This window comes from Ruegeria sediminis (assembly GCF_005938215.1).
GTDB classification, from domain to species: Bacteria; Pseudomonadota; Alphaproteobacteria; order Rhodobacterales; family Rhodobacteraceae; genus Ruegeria; species Ruegeria sediminis.
On record NZ_VCPD01000006.1, the window covers coordinates 143,886 to 164,047 of the forward strand.

18 protein-coding genes are annotated in these 20,162 nt (G+C 64.4%); 12 read left to right on the forward strand and 6 right to left on the reverse strand.

Annotation, left to right across the window (positions count from 1 at the left end; all coding sequences use genetic code 11):
* Positions 1-49 precede the first annotated feature (49 nt).
* Complete coding sequence (locus FGK63_RS16335) at positions 50-3,355, reverse strand: AAA family ATPase (RefSeq protein ID WP_171052681.1); 3,306 nt, start codon at positions 3,353-3,355, stop codon at positions 50-52.
* Between the two features lie 153 nt (positions 3,356-3,508).
* Positions 3,509-3,958: a hypothetical protein gene (locus FGK63_RS16340; RefSeq protein WP_138844210.1), complete on the reverse strand. Its 450-nt coding sequence runs from the start codon at positions 3,956-3,958 to the stop codon at positions 3,509-3,511.
* Positions 3,959-4,358: 400 nt separating this feature from the next.
* On the opposite strand from FGK63_RS16340, the gene napF reads away from it, so the two are divergent.
* Genes napF through FGK63_RS16380 form a run of 8 tightly spaced genes read left to right on the forward strand, consistent with a single transcriptional unit; the run spans position 4,359 to position 10,858 of the window.
* Positions 4,359-4,871 carry a ferredoxin-type protein NapF gene (gene napF, locus FGK63_RS16345; protein WP_138844212.1) on the forward strand — a complete coding sequence of 171 codons (513 nt, stop codon included), beginning with the start codon at positions 4,359-4,361 and terminating at the stop codon, positions 4,869-4,871.
* Positions 4,868-5,170, forward strand: a complete 303-nt coding sequence (locus FGK63_RS16350; RefSeq protein ID WP_138844214.1) for a chaperone NapD — start codon at positions 4,868-4,870, stop codon at positions 5,168-5,170. The genes napF and FGK63_RS16350 overlap by 4 nt, the downstream gene beginning before the upstream one ends.
* The gene (napA, locus tag FGK63_RS16355; RefSeq protein WP_138844216.1) at positions 5,157-7,649 is read left to right on the forward strand and encodes a nitrate reductase catalytic subunit NapA; all 2,493 of its coding nucleotides are present in this window, start codon (positions 5,157-5,159) and stop codon (positions 7,647-7,649) included. Before FGK63_RS16350 ends, napA begins: the two co-directional genes overlap by 14 nt.
* Before the next feature lie 25 nt (positions 7,650-7,674).
* Positions 7,675-8,487: a ferredoxin-type protein NapG gene (gene napG / locus FGK63_RS16360; protein WP_138844218.1), complete on the forward strand. Its 813-nt coding sequence runs from the start codon at positions 7,675-7,677 to the stop codon at positions 8,485-8,487.
* Positions 8,484-9,386, forward strand: coding sequence for a quinol dehydrogenase ferredoxin subunit NapH (gene napH, locus FGK63_RS16365; RefSeq protein ID WP_138844220.1), 903 nt, complete (start codon positions 8,484-8,486; stop codon positions 9,384-9,386). The genes napG and napH overlap by 4 nt, the downstream gene beginning before the upstream one ends.
* Positions 9,387-9,409: 23 nt before the next feature.
* Entirely contained in the window at positions 9,410-9,847 is a 438-nt protein-coding gene (locus FGK63_RS16370; protein ID WP_138844222.1) for a nitrate reductase cytochrome c-type subunit, read from the forward strand.
* 32 nt (positions 9,848-9,879) lie between these two features.
* The gene (locus tag FGK63_RS16375; RefSeq protein WP_138844224.1) at positions 9,880-10,596 is read left to right on the forward strand and encodes a NapC/NirT family cytochrome c; all 717 of its coding nucleotides are present in this window, start codon (positions 9,880-9,882) and stop codon (positions 10,594-10,596) included.
* A 4-nt stretch (positions 10,597-10,600) separates the two neighbouring features.
* Positions 10,601-10,858 (forward strand): hypothetical protein, encoded by a 258-nt coding sequence (locus tag FGK63_RS16380; protein ID WP_138844226.1) that lies wholly within the window; start codon positions 10,601-10,603, stop codon positions 10,856-10,858.
* Between the two features lie 57 nt (positions 10,859-10,915).
* Here the strand turns inward: FGK63_RS16380 and FGK63_RS16385 are convergent, their stop codons facing one another.
* The 4 genes from FGK63_RS16385 to FGK63_RS16400 form a co-directional block, all read right to left on the reverse strand.
* Positions 10,916-12,025, reverse strand: coding sequence for an adenylate/guanylate cyclase domain-containing protein (locus FGK63_RS16385; protein ID WP_138844228.1), 1,110 nt, complete (start codon positions 12,023-12,025; stop codon positions 10,916-10,918).
* Positions 12,026-12,031: 6 nt separating this feature from the next.
* Positions 12,032-12,406, reverse strand: coding sequence for a response regulator (locus FGK63_RS16390; RefSeq protein WP_138844230.1), 375 nt, complete (start codon positions 12,404-12,406; stop codon positions 12,032-12,034).
* A complete protein-coding gene (locus FGK63_RS16395) occupies positions 12,403-13,998 on the reverse strand; it encodes a sensor histidine kinase (RefSeq protein ID WP_171052682.1) in 1,596 nt (531 codons plus the stop codon). The genes FGK63_RS16390 and FGK63_RS16395 overlap by 4 nt, the downstream gene beginning before the upstream one ends.
* Positions 13,999-14,285: 287 nt before the next feature.
* Entirely contained in the window at positions 14,286-14,513 is a 228-nt protein-coding gene (locus FGK63_RS16400) for a hypothetical protein (protein WP_138844234.1), read from the reverse strand.
* Positions 14,514-14,630: 117 nt separating this feature from the next.
* On the opposite strand from FGK63_RS16400, the gene FGK63_RS16405 reads away from it, so the two are divergent.
* Genes FGK63_RS16405 through FGK63_RS16420 form a run of 4 tightly spaced genes read left to right on the forward strand, consistent with a single transcriptional unit; the run spans position 14,631 to position 20,053 of the window.
* Positions 14,631-15,818, forward strand: a complete 1,188-nt coding sequence (locus tag FGK63_RS16405) for a KamA family radical SAM protein (RefSeq protein WP_246044062.1) — start codon at positions 14,631-14,633, stop codon at positions 15,816-15,818.
* Positions 15,812-16,816 carry a D-alanine--D-alanine ligase family protein gene (locus tag FGK63_RS16410; RefSeq protein WP_138844238.1) on the forward strand — a complete coding sequence of 335 codons (1,005 nt, stop codon included), beginning with the start codon at positions 15,812-15,814 and terminating at the stop codon, positions 16,814-16,816. Before FGK63_RS16405 ends, FGK63_RS16410 begins: the two co-directional genes overlap by 7 nt.
* Positions 16,813-17,793 carry a D-alanine--D-alanine ligase family protein gene (locus FGK63_RS16415; protein ID WP_138844240.1) on the forward strand — a complete coding sequence of 327 codons (981 nt, stop codon included), beginning with the start codon at positions 16,813-16,815 and terminating at the stop codon, positions 17,791-17,793. The genes FGK63_RS16410 and FGK63_RS16415 overlap by 4 nt, the downstream gene beginning before the upstream one ends.
* A 1-nt stretch (position 17,794) precedes the next feature.
* Positions 17,795-20,053 carry a GNAT family N-acetyltransferase gene (locus FGK63_RS16420; RefSeq protein WP_138844242.1) on the forward strand — a complete coding sequence of 753 codons (2,259 nt, stop codon included), beginning with the start codon at positions 17,795-17,797 and terminating at the stop codon, positions 20,051-20,053.
* Positions 20,054-20,162: the final 109 nt, after the last annotated feature.

The following is a 20,162-nucleotide window of genomic DNA, read 5'->3' on the forward strand; positions in this document are numbered from 1 at the left end:
GAACCGCGCGGTCACTCGCGACGAAGCATCGACGAGCTTGGCGCTTGCTTCATCGCAGGATTGCCCTGGCCGCGGCGATGTCTTCGGTCTCGAGTTCGGAGCTGATCGTGCCGAGAACGCGCGACACGGATCCTTCTGCATCGGCTGGCTGGCCAGCGGACGGGGACCGCAAGATCGAGACCGTAGCCCGGAGTTCCAGCAGATGCGCGCCCTGCTCGCGCGCCCGGGCCAGCGAGGCGCGGAAGGATTTTGCCGCCTTTTCTGGCTGCCCCATGGCGGCTTCGCCTTCGCCGCGCAGCCGCAGGGCTTCGGCGACCATGACGCCTGCCCGATATTGCCGCATGGTGTCCAGCGCCCGTTCGGCCGCCGAAATCGACAGGTCGAATTCGCCGTGGCGACCATGCAGTTCCGCCAGCATCATCTCGAAGAACGGGATGCGCATGACCGCACTGCGATCCTTGGATGTCCTGATGAGGTCGCGGAGAATTTCCACGCCGTCCCGATGCTCGCCGAGCATCTCGCCTGCCCAGGCTGAAATGCATCCCGCCAGAATCTTGAAATGCCAGGGGCCGTATTTCTCGGCCAGTTCCTCCGCGCTTTGGGCCAACTCGTTGGCGCCGGCAGCGTCACGCACCAGGTAGCGGCCGAGTGCGGCGAACGCGTGGGCTATCGTCAGGCTGTTTTCGTGGCCCAGCTTTTCGGCGAGACCGATCGCATCCTTCCCGCATCGGCCGGCGGCATCCAGGTTTCCGGTCAGCGACTGGACGAGGTTGCAATGGCTGTGGCCGCAGACTCCGGGATCATGGCCGCCGTAGTGGTACGCGCATTGATGAAACCGCTCGGGCGTGTAAAGCGGAAGCCCCGTTTCCAGGAAAGCCTGAGCGGCCCTGAGATCGCCTTCGGAGAATTTCGTGGTCCAGCCTGCATGGCTGAACTGCAACTGGTGTTCGTCGGACGGGTCGATCCGGGTGATCGGTTTCATCGCGTCGATCATCCGGCTTGCTTCGGGCAGGTTGGCGGACATCTGGTTGTTGAGCCAGAGGTTCCAGTAGATCTTGAAGCGCGTGTCGACGTCGGTGTCGTCCGGACAGATGGACAGCGCCTCTTGAAACACGTCGCCGGCCTCGCTGTCGGCATAGCCGCGCAGGGCCATGATGGCGGACCCCAGCGCGGTCAGATAGGGCAGACGCCAGGCCTGCACGGACTCTTCGGCGGTTCGGTCCCGAATGATCTCCAGCCCGGTACGGAGATGCGCGATCGCCTCTTTGTATGCGCAGTTGGTGCTGGCGCGGCGGGCGGCGGCGTGGAAATGGTGCAGCGCCTGTTCGGCGTCTCCCGCACGATGGAAGTGATGCGCCAACACCTCGGGTTCCGCGGCGGCGCGATCCGGTTCGTTTTCCGTCAACCAGTCGGCGACGCGGCGGTGACGCGCGGCCCGCGTTGACAGAAGCTGGGACTGATAGGCGGCCTCTTCGATCAACGCGTGTCGGAACACGATTTCGGCCCGATCGAACCGGCCGCGCTGCGTGAACAGGCCGGACGCTTCCAGTTCGGCGATCGCGGCATCCTCGACTTCCGCCGGCAACTCGCTCAGGGCGCGGATGATCCGCAGCGGGCATTCGCGGCCAAGGATCGAACCGATCTGGGCCATGCTGCGCGCAGAGGGCGAGAGTTGGTCGAGGCGGGATGCCAGAAGGGCCTGCAGGGTTGGCGGAAGTGCGAATTCGCCCGCCCGGGATGGCCCGCCTTCGATGGCCCGCGCCAGTTCCTCGGCAAAAAGGGGAATTCCGTCCGCCCTTTCGACGAACCGCTCGAGGATCGCATCGTCGACCCAGCGTTCGCCGAGCAGGCTGTGGATAAGTTCGCCGCACTGTTTCCTGGGCAACCGGGTCAACGACAACTCGGACACATGACCGCCGACCGGCCACGGAATCCTGAACTCAGGGCGCGAGGTGACGGGCAGCAGGATGGGTAGGCTCTCCGCGATCGCGACGATACGGCCAAAGGCCTCCAGGCTGGTCGGGTCGATCCAGTGCGCGTCCTCCAGCACCATGATCACCGGCGCCGTCGCGGCGAGGCCGGTCAACTGTTCGACCAGCGCGTCGAACACGGCTTCTTTCTGCCGTTGCGGCGACAGGGATGTCGCATCGTAACGCTCGGTGGGCAGCGACATCATCTCGGCCAGCAAGGGCGCGGTCTGCGAGACGTTTTCCGTGCTTTTCCGCAGCGCCCGCTCGAGCTTGTCCAGTTTCTGTTCGGCCGTGTCCGAAGGTTTGATCCCGGCCGCGAACGACAGTTGCCGGATGATGGGGTAGAGCGCCGAATGCACGTGATGCGGAGAACATTGATAGCGCAGCCTGACATGCGGCTGTGGCGAGATTTCCTCCAGAAGCCGCAGGCTCAGCCGGCTTTTGCCTATGCCGGGCTCACCGGAAAGATGGACGACCTGGCCTTCGCCGCCGGCTGCGACCGACCATCGGTCCTTGAGCAGGGCGAGTTCGTTTCGTCGCCCCAAGAATGGCGCCAGTCGTTTCGGATGCTGCGCGAAGAACCTGCTTTCCGACGGTCTTTCGCCGGCGACCTGAAACAGCATCACCGGCTTGGGCACTCCTTTCAGCTGCCTCCGCCCCAGCTCGACAAGGTCGAACTCTCCCTCGACCATCGACCGCGTCGCCGGGTCGATGACCACGCTGCCCGGTTCGGCCTCGGCCTGCAGGCGGGCTGCGAGGTTGGGGGTTTCACCGCTGATCGCCGCGACCTGTTTGGCGGTTTTGCCGACGATGTCGCCGACGACAACCTGGCCGGTCGCGATGCCGATCCTGGCGGACAGGCCGGAGCCGTCGGGCAGACTGATGCGCGCGACGGCGTCGACGGCGGTCGATGCGGCGCGAAGCGCCTGCGCCGTCTGATCCTCGGAGGCGCGCGGCCACCCGAAATAGGCGAGAACGCCATCGCCCAGGTAATTCGCCACGTAGCCGCCAAATCGCACGACGGTTGCCGCGACGGTATCCTGGTACCGGGTCAGCAAATCGCGCATCTCCTCGGGATCGTGCTCTGCGGATAGTTGGGTCGATCCGACCAGGTCGCAGAACAGGACCGTCAGCTGACGCCGTTCGGTATTGTCTGACCGGATCGGTTCCGGCTGGTCGGGTGCTTCTGCCGAGGTCGCGCCCTCGGACAGCGCCTTGATCGCGCGAAGCAGTTTCTTGCGCGGGCCGACCGGCAGCCCGATTTCCCGAAGATCATCGTCCGTCAGGTCGCGCGCCGCATCCAAGTCTATCTCATGCCTGGCAAAGACCTCGTCATATTTGCCGAGGCCAAGGGATTTCAGCCATTCCGATACTCTGTCGGCCACACCTCGCCTCCCCGCCTTTGGCAACAATAGCAGAGAGAGCGGATACAAGCACCACCGGGCCTTCCCGCCGGTTCGGCCTGGCGAGTCTAGTGTTCAGCCGAAAGACTTGCGGACCAGAGCGACCGGCCGGCTTCGCGTTTTGAACGCCCGGGCTCAGACGGGTTCGGACTTGGCCGACTTGGTTGATTTCTTAGCCAATTCCGCGGCTTCTTCGATGGTCTCTCCGACCGCCTCGGCTTCCGTTCTGGTCACGTAACTGGCGCAGCGCGACATGGTGTCGAGCCATTCCTGCGCGTCTTCGACCATCCGCTCCATCGACCGGCGCTGCCAGTCGAGCATGGTTTGCGTTGCCCTGGCCGGGTCCGACTGGTTGACCGCGGTCGCGGCGCGGGCCGCGTCCAACGCGGTGCGAATGGCCTCGTGGCGGCGTTCGAACCAGTGCCGCGTATAGAGTTCGGCCTCGTCCAGCATCTTTTCCTGCGCGTCCCAGAACTGTGCGATCTGCGGCTTCATCACCGGATTCATCGAGGCAGCGGTTTGAATTGATTTCAGAACATCCGAGAACGACTTGGGCGTTTCGGCCTTGGTTGATTTCGTGGTCATGAGAAGATCTCCTCGAAACAGGGTCGGCCTGCGGCCCTTTTATCGCAATTTTGGAGAGGCAAACTTAATCGAGATCAAATTCCGCACGATGTTATTCCGGTAAGACTGCGTCAAAGCAGATTCGTCGAATCTGCCCTGCGCCGTTTCGCCCTCCGGGGCGGGCGGAGTCATCAACCCGGTCGCACCTGTGAAACAAGCTGGAAAGCTGTTCCTGGGGCGGCATCAACGAACGTGGAGTGTAGCCTTTTGCAGTCTGACCGGTCCCGCTCAAGCGTCCCCGTTCCGCCGGCATCGGATCGGCGCGAAGAACTCGTCGGGCGCGAGGCGATGGACCGTTTGACAACTCGATTGGCGGCGTTAACCTGACATGGCGATGCGGAATGGCATGACGGATAGCCGGATGACGGGCGAAACCAGCCGTCGCGATTTTCTGCGCGGGCGTTATGGCCGGGCTGCACCCGAAGCGGTCCGTCCGCCGGGCGCCGATCCAGACGTTTTCACCAAAGCCTGCACCGATTGCCGGGCCTGCCTTGACGCCTGTCCGGAAGGCATCATCGTCGCCGACGGCAAGGGCAAGGCTTCGGTCGATTTCGCGCTCGGCGCCTGCACCTTCTGCGGCGACTGCGCCGAAGCCTGCCCGACAGGCGCGCTCAAGACGGATCTGATGTCGGACTGGCCCTGGCGTGCGCGGGTCGCGGAAACCTGTCTTTCCATGAACGGCGTGGTGTGCCGGTCGTGCCAGGATGCCTGCGATGCGCAAGCCATCCGGTTCCGGCTGCAGACCAGCGGACGGTCGACCCCCGAAATCGACATCGAATCCTGCACCGGATGCGGGGCCTGCGCAGGCAGTTGCCCGGCCGGCGCCGTCAGTTTCCGGAAAATCCCACCCCGTCAGATGGAGGCGGCCGAATGAACATTTGCGGATGTCTTGTCCACGTCCTGCCCGAAAGAACCGAGGCCGCAGCCGCCGAAATGGCGGCGATGGACGGTGTCGAAATCCATGCCAGATCCGAGGATGGCCGCTTTGTCGTCGTCGTCGAGGACACCGAGGCGCACCTGGCCTCGGACACGATCATGGCGCTGCACCAGGTCGCGGGCGTCGTGTCGCTGACCCTGACCTATCACCATTTCGAAGACCTCGCGGAGGCAGGCAAGCGGCCCGCCTCTCTCAGCCCCAGTCAAGCCGGAGCACAGACCAATGACCATTTCTGAATCCCGTCGGACGTTCCTCAAGGCCACGGCAGCCACGGCAACCGCCTCGGCGGCCGGCATTCCCCTTGCAACCGGCCTCGCGCAGGCGCAGGTGCAGACACCCGACATCCGCTGGGACAAGGCGGCCTGCCGGTTCTGCGGCACCGGCTGCTCGGTGCTGGTCGGCACCAAGGAGGGCCGCGTGGTCGCCACACAGGGCGACCCGGATGCGCCCGTCAATCGCGGGCTGAACTGCATCAAGGGCTATTTCCTGTCCAAGATCATGTACGGGCAGGACCGGCTGACCCAGCCGCTGCTGCGCAAGTCGAACGGCGTCTACGACAAGAACGGCGAATTCGAGCCGGTCTCGTGGGACGAGGCCTTCGACGTGATGGCGGAGAAGTGGAAAGAGGCGCTGGCCAAGAAAGGGCCGACCAGCGTGGGCATGTTCGGCTCGGGCCAGTGGACGGTCTGGGAGGGTTACGCGGCGGCCAAGCTGATGAAGGCCGGCCTGCGCTCGAACAACATCGACCCCAACGCGCGGCACTGCATGGCCTCGGCCGTGGTCGGCTTCATGCGCGCCTTCGGCATCGACGAGCCGATGGGTTGCTACGACGACTTCGAACACGCGGATACCTTCGTGCTCTGGGGCTCGAACATGGCCGAGATGCACCCGATCCTGTGGTCGCGCCTGACCGACACCCGCCTGACCAAGCCGGGTTCCGAGGTGCATGTGCTGTCCACCTTCGAGCACCGGTCGTTCGAGCTGGCCGACAACGGCATGATCTTTGCGCCGCAGACCGACCTGGCGATCCTCAACTACATCGCGAACTACATCATCCAGAATGGCGCGGTGAACGAGGACTTCATGTCCAAGCACGTCAACATCACCAAGACGGCGACGGACATCGGCTATGGCCTGCGCGAAACCAACCCGCTGCAGCAGGAAGCCGCAAACCCGGATTCCGGCAAGCTGGAACCGATGAGCTTTGACGAATACGCCGCCGCGGTGTCCGAATACACGCTGGACAAGGTTTCCGAAATGTCGGGCGTTCCGGCGGAGCAGCTTGAACGGCTGGCTGCGCAATACGCCGATCCGAACCGCAAGGTGATGTCGCTCTGGACCATGGGGTTCAACCAGCACACCCGCGGATCCTGGGTGAACGGCCTGATGTACAACGTGCACCTGCTGACCGGAAAGATCTCGGAGCCGGGCAACTCGCCCTTCTCGCTCACCGGGCAGCCTTCGGCCTGCGGCACCGCGCGCGAGGTGGGCACTTTCGCCCACCGCCTGCCCGCCGACATGGTTGTCGCGAATGACGAGCACCGGGCGATCTGCGAAAAGGCGTGGAACATCCCCGAGGGCACGATCCCGCCGAAACCCGGCTTCCATGCCGTGCTGCAGCACCGCAAGCTGAAGGACGGCGAACTCAACGCCTATTGGGTGCAGTGCACCAACAACATGCAGGCGGCGCCCAACATGAACGAGGAAGGGTTCCCGGGCTACCGGAACCCCGAGAACTTCATCACCGTGTCCGACCCCTATCCCACGGTCACCGCGATGTCGGCGGACCTGATCCTGCCCACCGCGATGTGGGTCGAGAAAGAAGGCGCCTATGGCAACGCCGAGCGGCGCACCCAGTTCTGGCGCCAGCAGGTGAAAGCGCCGGGCGAGGCCAAGTCGGATCTCTGGCAGTTGATGGAATTCTCCAAACGCTTCACGGTCGAAGAGGCCTGGGGCGACGAGTTGATCGCCAAGAAGCCGGAACTGGCGGGCAAGACGCTTTATGAGGTGCTTTTCGCCAACGGCGTCGTCGACATGTACCCGCTGTCGGATACGGCGGAAGGGTTCGACAACGATGACGCCCAGCATTTCGGCTACTACGTCCAGAAGGGCCTGTTCGAGGAATATGCCGCCTTCGGCCGCGGACATGCCCACGACCTGGCGCCCTTCGACATGTATCACCAGACGCGCGGCATGCGCTGGCCGGTCGTGGACGGCAAAGAGACGCTGTACCGCTTCCGCGAGGGCTACGACCCCTATGTCGGTGAAGGCGAAGAGGTGAAGTTCTATGGCCACAAGGACGGCAAGGCCAAAATCATCTTCGCGCCCTATGAAGCGCCGCCGGAGGTGCCGGACGCGGAATTCGACCTGTGGCTCTGCACCGGCCGGGTTCTGGAACACTGGCATTCGGGCTCGATGACCCGCCGCGTGCCGGAACTGCACCGCGCATTCCCGATCGCCGTCGTCTACATGCACCCCGAGGACGCCAAGGCGCGTGGTCTGCGCCGCGGGCAGGAGATCGTGATCTCCACCCGCCGGGGCGAGGTCCGCAGCCGACTCGAGACGCGCGGACGCAACAAGGTCCCGCAAGGGCTGGTGTTCATGCCGTGGTTCGACGAAGGCCAGTTGACCAACAAGCTGACGCTGGACGCGACCTGCCCGCTGTCGAAGGAAACCGACTTCAAGAAATGTGCCTGCAAGGTGGAGCGCGCCTGAGCGCTCCCGAAACCCGAGTAACGCCATGCCGGTCTCTTCCATATCTCCTGACCGCCGCCGGTTCCTAAAGGACACCGCGCGCATGGCGGGCGGCTGCGTGGTGGCCGGATCGGCATTGGCGTATCTCGTGCGCGACGCCCGCGCCCTGCCGGCAGAGGCGCTGCGCCCGCCCGGCGCGCTGGCGGAAGACGATTTCCTCGGGGCCTGCATCCGCTGCGGCCTGTGCGTCCGCGACTGCCCCTATGACACGCTGAAGCTGGCGGAACTTGGCGAGGACGGGCCGGCCACCGGCACGCCCTATTTCACGGCGCGCGACGTGCCCTGCGAGATGTGCGACGACATCCCCTGCGTCGCCGCCTGTCCCACCGGCGCGCTGGACCCGGCGCTGCAGAACATCGACGACGCGAGGATGGGCACCGCGGTGCTGGTCGATCAGGAGAACTGTCTGAATTTTCTCGGGCTGCGCTGCGACGTCTGTTATCGCGTCTGCCCGGTCATCGACGAGGCGATCACGCTGGAAACCTCGCACAACGCCCGCTCCGGCCATCACGCGATCTTTGCGCCGACCGTGCATGCCGATCACTGCACCGGTTGCGGCGTGTGCGAAAAAAGCTGTGTCCTGCCCGAAGCGGCGATCAAGGTGCTGCCGGTGCGGCTGGCGCGCGGCGAGGCCGCGGACCACTATCGCAAGGGCTGGGAGGAAAAGGCCGCCAAGGGGGCGCCTGTCGTCGAGGGGATCATCGATCTGCCGGACAGGTTGCCGGGACCAGGAACCGACAACCTCGCCGCGCCCGGCGGGTTCGAACCGTCGTTCAAGCCGATGGGGGGCAATCCATGAGCGCGCGGACCCATCTTCCGGTCGGCCAGGAGGCGCGCATGGCCAAGGGCTGGATCGGCGCGCACCGGTATCTGCTGCTGCGCCGCGCAAGCCAGGTCTTCTTTCTGGCCCTGTTCCTGATCGGCCCCTGGTTCTCGGTCTGGATCGTTCAGGGCACGATCGCCGGATCGCTGACGTTCGGGGTGCTGCCGCTCACCGATCCGTTCATCGCCCTGCAAAGCATCGTCGCGGGCCACTGGCCCGCCGCGACCGCGCTTGTCGGCGCATTGATCGTGCTTGCGATCTATGCCGTTGTCGGCGGGCGGGTCTATTGCTCGTGGGTCTGTCCGATCAACCCGGTGACAGATGCGGCGCACTGGCTTCATGCCCGGCTCGGGCTGCACAAGGGCTGGCAGCCGAAACGCTCGGCGCGGCTGTGGATTCTCGGAACGGTCCTGGTGGTCTCGGCCCTGACGGGCACCATCGCATGGGAGGTCGTGAACCCGATCACGATGCTTCACCGTGGCCTGATCTTCGGCATGGGCGCGGTCTGGGCCATGGTGGCCGCGATCTTCCTGTTCGACCTGCTTGTCGCGCGCCGGGGCTGGTGCGGGCATGCCTGCCCGGTCGGGGCGTTCTATGGTCTGTTGGGACGCACCAGTCTCATCCGCATCAGCGCGGCGAACCGGTCCGCCTGCGACGATTGCATGGACTGCTACGCCGTCTGCCCCGAACAACAGGTGATTTCACCGGCGCTGAAAGGCAAGGCGGGGTCCACACCGCTCATCCTCGCGCCGGATTGCACCAATTGCGGCCGTTGCATCGACGTCTGCGCCCAGGACGTTTTCAACTTCACCCACCGGTTCGACGATCACCTCGCCGAACCTTCATCCTCCGCCTCCGAACGGAGCGCCGCCTGAATGAGCCATAAGGAGAGCCTTTTATGAACAAGTCGGTCCTAGCGGGCATCCTTGCCCTCGTCACATCCTTCACCCTGGGCGGCCTGGCCATCGCGCAACAGGTCGATGCCCTGCGCGGCGCGCCTGTCGACGCGCCCACGCCGATAACCAAGGAGTTCCAGTGGAAGGAGAACGAGAAACGCGTGCAGCGCAACTATCGTCAGCAGCCGCCGCTGATCCCGCACTCGGTCGCACAGTACCAGATCGATCTGCGCACCAACCAGTGCCTGTCCTGCCACGACTGGTCCAACGCGGGCGAGCGCGGAGCGCCGACCCTGTCGATGACCCACTACCTCGACCGCGAAGGCAATGAACTCGACCACATCGCGGGCACCCGGTATTTCTGCAACCAATGCCACGTACCCCAGGCGGACACGCCTGCCCTGGTCGAGAACGAGTTCGTTCCCTCGTTTTCGAAGTAGAATTTCAATCCGCTTTCAGGAGTTTCCAAAAAATGTCCGACTCCAAAGACAATAGGGGCCGTCTCCGTCGCCTCTGGGACTGGTTCTGGAGGCCGACGGCGGTGCTCAGCGTCGGGTTCACGCTCATCGTGGGTTTCCTTGCCGGGATCCTGTTCTGGGGGGGCTTCCACTGGTCCCTCGAGGCGACCAACACCGAAGAGTTCTGCGTCTCGTGCCACACGATGGAGACCAATCTCGGGGAATACCGGGAAACCGTCCATTACAACAACCACTCCGGCGTGCGCGCGATCTGCTCGGACTGCCACGTGCCGAAGGAATGGTCGCACAAGGTGAAGGCCAAGATCATGGCCGTCAAGGACGTCTATCACGAGATGCTGGGCAGTATCGACACCGCCGAGAAGTACGAGGAACGCCGCCTGCACATGGCCGCGACGACCTGGAAGAAGATGAAACAGTCCGACAGCCGCGAATGCCGGAACTGCCACAACTTCGACTACATGGACTTCACCATCCAGGAGACCCGTGCCGCCGATGCGCATCAGAAGGCGATCGACACCGGCATGACCTGCATCGACTGCCATCAGGGCATCGCGCACAATCTCCCGTCCGGGTATCTCGAAGAATATGAGAAGGTCGTGAAGTCGCTCGGCGAGGAACCGGCCCCCGAACCCAAGCAAAGTTCAATTTTCGGCGTTTCGGCGCTCCGCGCATACATTGCCGGAAACCCCGACGCGGCCCCGGAGAGGTAATTCCATGCTCGAACTACTCGGTACCATCGGCGGCAACATCCTGAGCCTGCCGGGCATCCTCGGTCTCGCGCTGGGCATGATGACCAGGAACTTTGCCTTGGCCGGCGCGCTTGGGGGGCTGGTCGGCGTCCTCGAGACCCTGCTGTTCGCGAAGTTCAACTTCGGGAATATCGAGATGCTCGAACTGACCGTCGCGATCCTGGTCGGTATTGCCGCCGGAACCTTGGGTTGCGCCATCCGCATCAAGGGCACGACGGTCTGACGGAGCGATCCGAAAGGGGTCGTCTGTCCCGGCAAGTCGCCCAAGACCGGCTGGAGATCAGAGCACGAGTTCAAAGACCGCCGCCGGCTCGGCGATGCCTTTCAGGCTGCGCTCGCCAAGGTCTTTCAGCGCGTGGGATTGTCCCGCGCGCTGGGCGGTGGCGGCGCTTACAAGCACCTGGTTCTGTCCGGCGATGTCGGACAGACGCGCCGCCAGATTGGGAACCGAGCCGATGGCCGCATAGTCCTGCCGGCCGTGAAATCCGATCTGACCCACAGTCGCCGTTCCGTAGGCGATCCCGATCCCGAGACCCAGACCGAAGTCGGCGGTCTGGTGCCTGCCGATGGCTGGCCCGAAGCCTTGCTGCATGTCGCGGGCCAAGTTCAAGGCCCGGTCGACCGGGTCCGGGCAGGGGATCGGCGCGTTGAACAGAACCACGAGGCCATCCCCGAGATAGCGTTCCAAGGTGCCCCCGTGGCGGTCGATCAGCGGACCGGCAAACCGATGAAACGCATTCAGGGCCGCCATCACCGTCTCGGGCGGGTACTGGTCGGAATAGGCCGTGTAGCCGCGCAGATCCGCGAACAGGACCGCAACCTCGGTTTGCCTGCCGCCGAGAATGTCTTCGCCGTCGCCCGCCGCCAGGATCTGTTCGGCGACCTGGCGGGGCAGGTACCGGCGCAGGCGGCCGGCGCGTTCGATTTCCCGCATCTGATCCGCGACCTTCGTTTCGAGCGCTGCATTCCAGCCCGCCAACTCGGCGCGCTGTTCCTCGACCGTGTCGTGCAACGCCTTGACGCGCAACGCGGACCGGACCCTTGCGGTAAGGGCGGCATGGTCCACGGGTTTCACCAGATAGTCATTCGCGCCCGCATCGAGCCCGGTGACCAGGTCCTCCAGGTCGGTACGCGCGGTGACCAGCACGATCGGGATGTAGGGCAGACCGGCATCGGCACGTATCCGGCGGCAAACCTCGAAACCGTCGAGTTCCGGCATCATGACGTCGAGCAGGATCAGATCCGGAAGAAGCTCGCGCGTTTTCCGCAGGGCCTCTGCGCCGTCGGCGGCTTCCGCCGTGGCGTAGCCCTGGCTTTCCAGGCGCGCCACAAGGATGCGCCGGTTGTCGGTCTGATCGTCGACCACGAGGATGAGGGGTTCGTCGCGCATCTCGGATCAATCGTCTTTCGGCAGTCTTTGCCGCACAAGTTCCAGCAGAAGGCGTGGGCTGAACGGTTTCGTCACGTAGTCGTCGCACCCGGCCTGCCGCGCCAGCGCCTCGTCACCGGACAGGGCATAGGAGGTGACCGCGATGATCGGAATGTCCCGGCCTTCGGCTGAGGACTTGATCCTCCGCGTAGCTTCGTACCCGTCCATTCGCGGCATCTGAATGTCCATCAGGATCAGGTCCGGCCGTTCGCGCAAGGCCGTCGCGACCCCGGTGACGCCATCCCTGGCTTCCAGAACCTCGATCCCGGCGCTGCCCAGCATGTCGCGCAGGATGCGTCGGTTGTCCTCTTGATCCTCGATGACCAGAACGCGATGCGTCATGGCGTTTCCACCTGGTCGGGAACGTGAACCGGCAACCGGATCACGAATTCGGCCCCCTTTCCCGGGGCGCTGTGAACGGCGATGGTTCCGCCGTGCAGTTCGGCCAGGCGGCGGGCGATCGCCAGACCCAGCCCCGTGCCGCCCGCGGCGCGGGTTGAGGTCGAATCCGCCTGATGAAATTCCTCGAAAATGGTTTCCTGATCCGCGGCCGGAATACCGGGTCCGGTATCCGTGACGGCGATCTCGAAGACACCTCCGGTTTCGCCGACCGACAGGGTGACGTTTCCCTTTTCGGTGAATTTCACCGCATTGCCGAGTACATTGAGGACGATCTGGCGGATGCGGCCCGCATCGCCGCGGGCGGCGGGCAGGTGATCGGGAATCCTGCTGGCCAGAATCAGACCCTTGTCGGACGCCATTGGTTCAACCGCCGATATGGTCGACTGCAGGACGTCGGCGAGGTCATAGGTGTCCAGTTGCAGATTGATGCGCCCGGCTTCGATCTTGGAAATGTCCAGAACGTCGTTGATCAGGTCGAGCAGGGCGCGGCCGTTGGCGTCGATCCTGTCCAGCGGCTCGGCGATCGTTTCGGGCACCTCGCCATAGATGCCGTCGCGGATCAGTTCGGTGTATCCCAGCACCGAGTTCATCGGGGTGCGGAATTCGTGGCTCATGTTCGCAAGGAACTGCGATTTGTGCCGGTTCGCGGCTTCCAGATCGTCATAGAGGACGCCTAAGCGGCGCGTGGTCTTGTTCACGCTTTCAGCCAGTTCCTGGAATTCGTCGCGGTTGGGTACCTCGAGGTTGACCGAGAAATCGCCCCTGGCGATGACCCGCAAGGTTTCCCTGATGCGGTCGATCGGCGCAACGATGGACCCCGAAAGCGAATACCCCAGAACCAGCGCAAGGCCGATCGCCGCGACCGAAACGGTGACGACCAGCCGTTGCGAGGCTAGGTAGGCTTGTGCGTTCGTGCCGGCCAATTGCCGCATGTGGGATTGAAGCGCGCTCTTGATGGTGACGACCTCGCGGTCCAGCGCCTGCGCTTTCTTCAGGAACTGGCTTTCGAAATAGGCTTTCGTGGCCGCGGTGTTGCCCTGCTCAGCAAGGTCGAGAAAGGTCTGACCTGCATCGTAGAGCTCGGCCACCGCCTGTCGCAACGCCAGCACCCGCTCGGGCGTAACCTCGCCTTCGGGCCAGTTCCTTTCTAGACCGCGCGTGGCGTTGGCCACTACGGTTTTCATCCACACCAGTTCGTCCTTCATCTGGGTAGCTGGGAATGTGGAGGTGGCGGTCAACGACGTGTCGGACAGGGTTCCCATGCCGGTCGTCATAACCTCCTGAACGCTTCTTTCGAATGCGTTCAGCGCCGAGATCCTGGTCTGGAAGGCAATGAGTTCATCGGTCCGCTCGTTCGCCTGCTGCAATGCCCGGACGCCGGTGAACGACAGGCCGACCATCAGCATGGCGATCAGCAGGAAGGCGAACAGCAGCTTCAGCCGGATCGGGGCCCGGATGCGCGCAATGGCGTCCGACACCCAGCGCCGACGGAGGCGCGGGGCGGACGGGATATCGGCTGTTTTCGTGACCATTTCTGCGCTCCGATTGGGGCGCAGGGTTCCGGCGGACATGCACCTTTCACGCGGGACACCGGCAAGTCTATCACAAAAGGGAGGAAATGGCAGAAACCACGGTTTTTTGAAGGATATTTGAACTGGCTAGGAAGGGCTTCGCGCCTCGTGCGCTTCACGCGCCCCTCGGCGCCAAACGGGCCCCGCGTGCGCCAACCGGAGCAGGTCGCCCGTGGCGGTGAATCGCGGGCGCTGTGCACTCGGCGGATCCCGCCAGCGCCCGGGCTGCGATCCGTGGCACGTGTATGTCACGAATTGGCAAGGGCGCGTGGGTGTTCTGGTTGACCGAAGGGGAAATATTTTCTTGTCATTTCAAGTGATTGCCGCGGTCGCGCGGAAATTCGCCCTCGCTTTTTTCCTGATTGACCAATATGCATTTCTTCCGCATAAATTCGATCGTCCGAGGACAGCGACAGCAACGACGATTGGCGCGCGACGGCTCCCTCGGCATTGGACCAAACGCGACGATGGACCATGAAATCGCTCCTGATATGGAGCCTCCCGAATACGGGTTTCTCACTTCCTCAATTCCCTCGATTTCTCCCATTTCCATACCAAATGCGCCCCCGCCGAGACCGGACTTCCGCAAGCCCGTGCGGCGCAGACCGGCTTTTCCGATCGGTCAGGACGCCGCAGCGTTCCGCAAGCGGTTTTTTCCGGACGCCGGCAAGGATGACTGGAACGACTGGCGCTGGCAGATGCGGGCGCGTATCCGATCCCTCTCCGAGCTTGAGCGTGTGTTTCGACTTAGCGACGATGAGCGTACCGCCGTGGGCCGTCATACGGGCGGGCTTCCGGTCGGCATAACGCCCTATTACGCAAGCGTGATGGGTCTCGACGATCCGTCCGAGCCGCTGCGCCGGACGCATATTCCCGTCAACGAGGAATATCTGCGGATGCCGGGCGAGGCCGACGATCCCCTTGGCGAGGATCACGACACCTCGGTTCCCGGCCTCGTGCATCGCTATCCCGACCGTGTGCTGTTCCTCACCACCGGCACCTGTTCGACCTATTGCCGCTATTGCACGCGGTCGAGGATGGTTGGGCAGGCAGGCGGCGAATACAATCTCTCGACCCGGCAGTGGGATCAGGCGCTGTCCTATATCGAGGCGCATCCGGAAATCCGGGACGTCCTGCTGTCAGGCGGCGACCCGCTGACGATCGCCGATGAAAAACTGGACTATCTTCTTGGGCGGCTCCGCCGGATCCCCCATGTCGAATTCATCCGGCTCGGCACCAAGGTTCCGACGGTTCTGCCGATGCGCATTACCCGCGACCTGACCAGGATCCTGAAAAAGCACCATCCGATCTGGATGTCGATACACGTGACGCATCCAAGCGAGCTGACCCCCGAAGCGACCGAGGCCTATTCCCGGCTTGCGGATGCCGGTGTTCCGCTCGGTTCGCAGACCGTGCTGCTGAAAGGGATCAACGACAGCGTCGACACGATGAAGGCGATGTATCACGGGCTGCTGAAGCGGCGCGTGAAGCCATATTACCTGTATCAGTGCGATCCGATCACGGGATCGGCCCATTTCCGGACGCCGGTTTCGAAAGGGATCGAGATCATCGAGGGCCTGCGCGGTCACACGACCGGCTACGCCATCCCCCAGTTCGTGATCGACGCGCCGGGCGGCGGCGGCAAGATCCCGCTTCTGCCGGATTATGTGGTCGGGCGCGACGGCGACGACCTGGTCCTCAGGAATTTCGAGGGCGGCCACTACCGCTACCCGGATCCGGGCGAGAGCTTTGGCGCGCGGCCCGAGGTTTCGCCATGCTGATCGGGCTGACCTACGATCTGCGCGACGATTACCGCGACCTCGGCCTGCCGGAAGAGGCGCTGGCCGAATTCGACAGCCCGGAAACGGTCGCGGCGCTGCAAGCCGCGCTCGAACGGGCCGGCCATGCCACCGACCGCATCGGCAACATCCGGGCGCTGGCCGAGCGGCTGGTCGCGGGCCACCGCTGGGATCTGGTCTTCAACATCGCCGAGGGTTTGTCCGGGCGCTCGCGCGAGGCGCAGGTGCCGGCCCTGCTCGAAGCCTTCGGCGTACCCTACACCTTTTCCGATCCGCTGACGCAGGCGCTGGGCCTCGACAAGGCGATGGCCAAGCAGGTGGTCCGGGATGCCGGCGTTCCGACTGCGCCCTTCGCCGTTTTCGAAACCGCGTCCGACGCGCTTGACTGCGGGCTGACGTTCCCGCTGTTTCTCAAGCCCGTCGCCGAGGGAACCGGCAAGGGATGCGAGCGCGCATCGAAGGTCATGGATCACGACGAGGCCGTGACCGCGACACTCGATCTGGTCGCCCGATTCCGTCAACCGGTTCTGGCCGAGGCTTTCCTGCCCGGACGCGAGTTCACGGTCGGGATTCTGGGCAACGGCAAAGGGGCATCGGTGATCGGCGTAGTGGAGATCACGCTGCTGGCGACGGCCGAAGCCGAAATCTACAGTTTCGAAAACAAGGAACTGTGCGAGGACCGCGTTCTTTACCAGATGGCCGCGGATGCCGAGGCGCAGGAAGCCGGACGGATCGCGCTTGCGGCATACCGTGCGCTGGGCTGCCGCGACGCCGCCCGGATCGACATTCGTTCTGACGCCCACGGCAATCCGCATTTCCTCGAAGTGAACACGCTTGCCGGGATGCATCCGAGCCATTCGGATCTGCCGATCCTCGCGGCCAAGACCGGGATGACCTACGACGCCCTGGTCGCGGGCATCGTCGAAGCGGCGGTGCTGCGGCAAGGTCTGGCCGAGGACGTCCGGCGCGCGGCATCATGACGGGCCTGTTCATCCCGGTCCTGCACGGCGCCACGGCCGAGCGCCCGGACGAGATCGACACGCTGCAGACCGCCGGGGTGATTTGCGACACGCTGCGCCAGCTTGGCCACCGGTCCGATCTTGTTCACATCGGTTCGGATTTCGCGGCAATCTCGAAGCTGTGCGCGACGCGTCCGGACCTGATCTTCAACCTGGTCGAAGCAATCGACGGCGACTGCGGCCTTGCCGCCGAAATTCCCGTCGAACTGGAGCGCCTGGGCATTCCCTTCACGGGTTGCGGCGCATTGGCCAGCGAGCTTTGCCTGACCAAGCCCGGCATGAAGCGCGCGCTGGAGGCGGCGGGGCTGCCGACGCCGGCCTGGTCGCTGACGGGCGCCGGTCTGATCGACGTGCCGCGGGTGATCGTGAAATCGGTCGACGAGCATGCCTCGTTCGGCATCGATGCGGACTCGGTCGTTGCCGGAGATCAGGCGGGCCGCGAGATTTCCTGGCGCCAATCCCGGTTCGGCGGAACTTTCTTTGCGGAAACCTTTGTCGAAGGCCGCGAGTTCAACATTTCGGTTCTCGAACAGGCGTCGGGTCCCGCGGTTCTTCCGCCGGCCGAGATCATGTTTGTGGGTTACGGCGAGGGCCGGCCGACGATCGTCGATTACGAGGCCAAGTGGGTCGCCGGCACGCATGGCTTCGAGAACACGCCGCGCAGGTTCGATTTCCCGGTTGAGGATACGGATCTGCTCGGGCGTTTGACCGACCTGACGCTGGATGCATGGCGGCTGTTCGGCCTTGCCGGTTATGCGCGGGTCGATTTCCGGGTGGATGCCCACGGCCGGCCTTGGATTCTGGAGGTCAACACCAACCCTTGCCTCGCCCCGGACGCGGGTTTCGTGGCGGCTGCAGCCAGGCAGGGGATCGGGTTCGGCGATCTGATCGCGCGCATCGTGGCCTGCGCCCTCGACCGCGTGAGAGAGGTGGCCTGAAGTGTTCCGCATCAGGAAAGTCCCGGATGCGCGGGCCCCGGCAAACAGGGTGGCCGTGGCCGAAGCACAAGAGATCCTGCGCGCCCAGTTCCCGGGCATGAACCCGGGCGAGATCGACGATCTGCCGGTCAAGCTCGAAGACCCGTTCGCACAGCGTTTCGTCGCCGAACTGTTCGTCGCCGAGGACGCGCGGGCCCATGTCCGCGCCGCGGCGGTTCTGCTCTACGATCCGGAACTGGCCTTCGCGTTCCTCGACATGCTGTCCGTCTCGCCCAAGGTGAAGGCCGGATCGGGCATCGGCGGCGCGGTCTACGAACGGCTGCGGCTGGAGGCATCGGAACTTGGCGCGCAGGGTCTGTATTTCGAGTGTCTGCCGGACGACCCGGAGCAGAGTCCGGACGACGACATCCGAAAGCAGAACATCGACCGCCTGCGGTTCTACGAGCAGTTCGGCGCGCGGCCCATCACGGGCACGGCCTATGAAACGCCGCTGAAACCCGGCGACACCGACGTGCCGCATCTGGTGTTTGACGGGCTCGACCGGCATGATCTGCCGGATGCCGGGCGGCTGGCCGCCATCGTGCGGGCGATACTGGAACGGAAGTACGGGGACCTGTGTCCGCCCGACTATGTCGAGGCGGTCGTGGCGTCGGTCCGGGATGGCGGCTATGCCCTGCGCCCGCCGCGATACCGCAAGGCGGGCGCTCCGAAGGCGCCCCTGGGCGGTCCGCGGCTGATCCCGCTGGTCGTCAACGATCGTCATGACATCCACCACGTGCGCGAGCGCGGATATGTCGAAAGTCCGGTGCGCATATCCGCCATCCTCGGCGAGCTTGACGCCTCGGGCCTGTTCGCGCGCCAGGAACCGCAGCATTACCCCGACCACTGGATCCGCGAGGTGCATGATCCCCGCCTGGTCGACTATCTCAAGACCGCCTGCGCCGAGGCGCCCGAGAACACCTCGGTCTATCCTTATGTCTTTCCGGTTCGCAACGCCACGCGGCGGCCAAAGGAGCGTTCGGTGCTGGCGGGGTACTGGTGCATCGACACGTTCACCCCCATCAACCGGAACGCCTGGCCCGCCGCCCGCCGGGCCGTCGATTGCGTGCTGACCGCCGCCGATGCGGTGATCGCGGGCGCATCCGGGGCCTATGCGCTTGTGCGACCGCCGGGGCATCACGCCGAATACCGGACGTTCGGCGGTTTCTGCTATGTCTGCAACTGCGCCGTTGCGGCCAATTACCTGTCGCGTTACGGCAGGGTCGCCATCCTCGACATCGACTATCACCACGGCAACGGGCAGCAGGACATCTTCTACGAGCGCCCGGACGTGCTGACCGTGTCGATCCACGGGCACCCGAGCTTTGCCTATCCCTACTTCACCGGGTTCAAGGACGAAACCGGCCGCGGGGCGGGCGCCGGGTTCAACCTGAACCTGCCGCTGCCCGAAAGCGTGACCCCGGACAAGTATCGCGACACGCTGGAAGTGGCGTTGAAGCGCATCGACGAGTTTGCGCCCGATTTCCTGGTCCTGTCGCTGGGCTTCGATACAGGACGCGGCGACCCGACCGGAACATGGTCGAACCGCGCCGAGGATTTCCGCAAGATCGGCGCGCGGATCGCAGAGGTCGGGTTGCCCACGGTCGTCGTTCAGGAAGGCGGCTACCGCATCCGCACGCTCGGAACCAACGCCCGCAATTTCTTCACCGGGTTCGCAGGCGCCGCCGGCCCCGTCCGCGACAAACGCAGGACGACGTCCGCCGCGCCGGCGCGGCGTGTCTGGCGCACGACCCTGCAGCCCGAAGACCCGGCGCAGATCCGCGCCCTGGTGGCGGCGACCGATCGGTTTTCGGCGGAAGAGATCGCCATCGCCGAGGAACTGGCGGTCGAGCGGATCGAGCGGGGACGCGCCTCGGGCTACGAGTTCGTCCTGGTTTCGGACGGCAATCGCCTTGCCGGGTACACCTGCTATGGCCGGATTCCGGGCTCCGAGACGAGCTGGGACCTGTATTGGATCGCTGTCGCACCCGCCCTGCAGGGCAAGGGGCTGGGCGCGCAACTGATGGCCAGGACCGAAGACGCGATAAGGCGCGCGGGCGGCATGAAGGTCTATATCGACACGTCGACGGGGCCGGCCTATGCCGCGACGCGGGTCTTCTATGCTAGACAGGGCTATCACCTTGCAGCCGAGTTTCCGAATTTCTACCGGGCCGGAGATGGCAAGGCGGTCTACACGAAGAACGTGACCGCGCCGGAATAAACCCCTCCGGGACGACCAAATTCCAGGCATTTCCACGCGTTGCCGTTCCCATTCCACCGCAACTCGGCACAATTCAGGCATTTTTCGTGTCATTGTGCTAGACTTTGAC

Excerpts from the sequence above, each read along its gene's own strand:
- FGK63_RS16395 (WP_171052682.1), bottom strand. The coding sequence starts at position 13,998 with ATGGTCACGAAAACAGCCGATATCCCGTCCGCCCCGCGCCTCCGTCGG.
- napH (WP_138844220.1), top strand. The coding sequence starts at position 8,484 with ATGAGCGCGCGGACCCATCTTCCGGTCGGCCAGGAGGCGCGCATGGCC.
- napF (WP_138844212.1), top strand. The coding sequence starts at position 4,359 with ATGACGGGCGAAACCAGCCGTCGCGATTTTCTGCGCGGGCGTTATGGC.
- napA (WP_138844216.1), top strand. The coding sequence starts at position 5,157 with ATGACCATTTCTGAATCCCGTCGGACGTTCCTCAAGGCCACGGCAGCC.
- FGK63_RS16375 (WP_138844224.1), top strand. The coding sequence starts at position 9,880 with ATGTCCGACTCCAAAGACAATAGGGGCCGTCTCCGTCGCCTCTGGGAC.
- FGK63_RS16390 (WP_138844230.1), bottom strand. The coding sequence starts at position 12,406 with ATGACGCATCGCGTTCTGGTCATCGAGGATCAAGAGGACAACCGACGC.
- napG (WP_138844218.1), top strand. The coding sequence starts at position 7,675 with ATGCCGGTCTCTTCCATATCTCCTGACCGCCGCCGGTTCCTAAAGGAC.
- FGK63_RS16340 (WP_138844210.1), bottom strand. The coding sequence starts at position 3,958 with ATGACCACGAAATCAACCAAGGCCGAAACGCCCAAGTCGTTCTCGGAT.
- FGK63_RS16380 (WP_138844226.1), top strand. The coding sequence starts at position 10,601 with ATGCTCGAACTACTCGGTACCATCGGCGGCAACATCCTGAGCCTGCCG.
- FGK63_RS16415 (WP_138844240.1), top strand. The coding sequence starts at position 16,813 with ATGACGGGCCTGTTCATCCCGGTCCTGCACGGCGCCACGGCCGAGCGC.
- FGK63_RS16410 (WP_138844238.1), top strand. The coding sequence starts at position 15,812 with ATGCTGATCGGGCTGACCTACGATCTGCGCGACGATTACCGCGACCTC.
- FGK63_RS16400 (WP_138844234.1), bottom strand. The coding sequence starts at position 14,513 with ATGGTCCATCGTCGCGTTTGGTCCAATGCCGAGGGAGCCGTCGCGCGC.
- FGK63_RS16385 (WP_138844228.1), bottom strand. The coding sequence starts at position 12,025 with ATGCGCGACGAACCCCTCATCCTCGTGGTCGACGATCAGACCGACAAC.
- FGK63_RS16350 (WP_138844214.1), top strand. The coding sequence starts at position 4,868 with ATGAACATTTGCGGATGTCTTGTCCACGTCCTGCCCGAAAGAACCGAG.
- FGK63_RS16370 (WP_138844222.1), top strand. The coding sequence starts at position 9,410 with ATGAACAAGTCGGTCCTAGCGGGCATCCTTGCCCTCGTCACATCCTTC.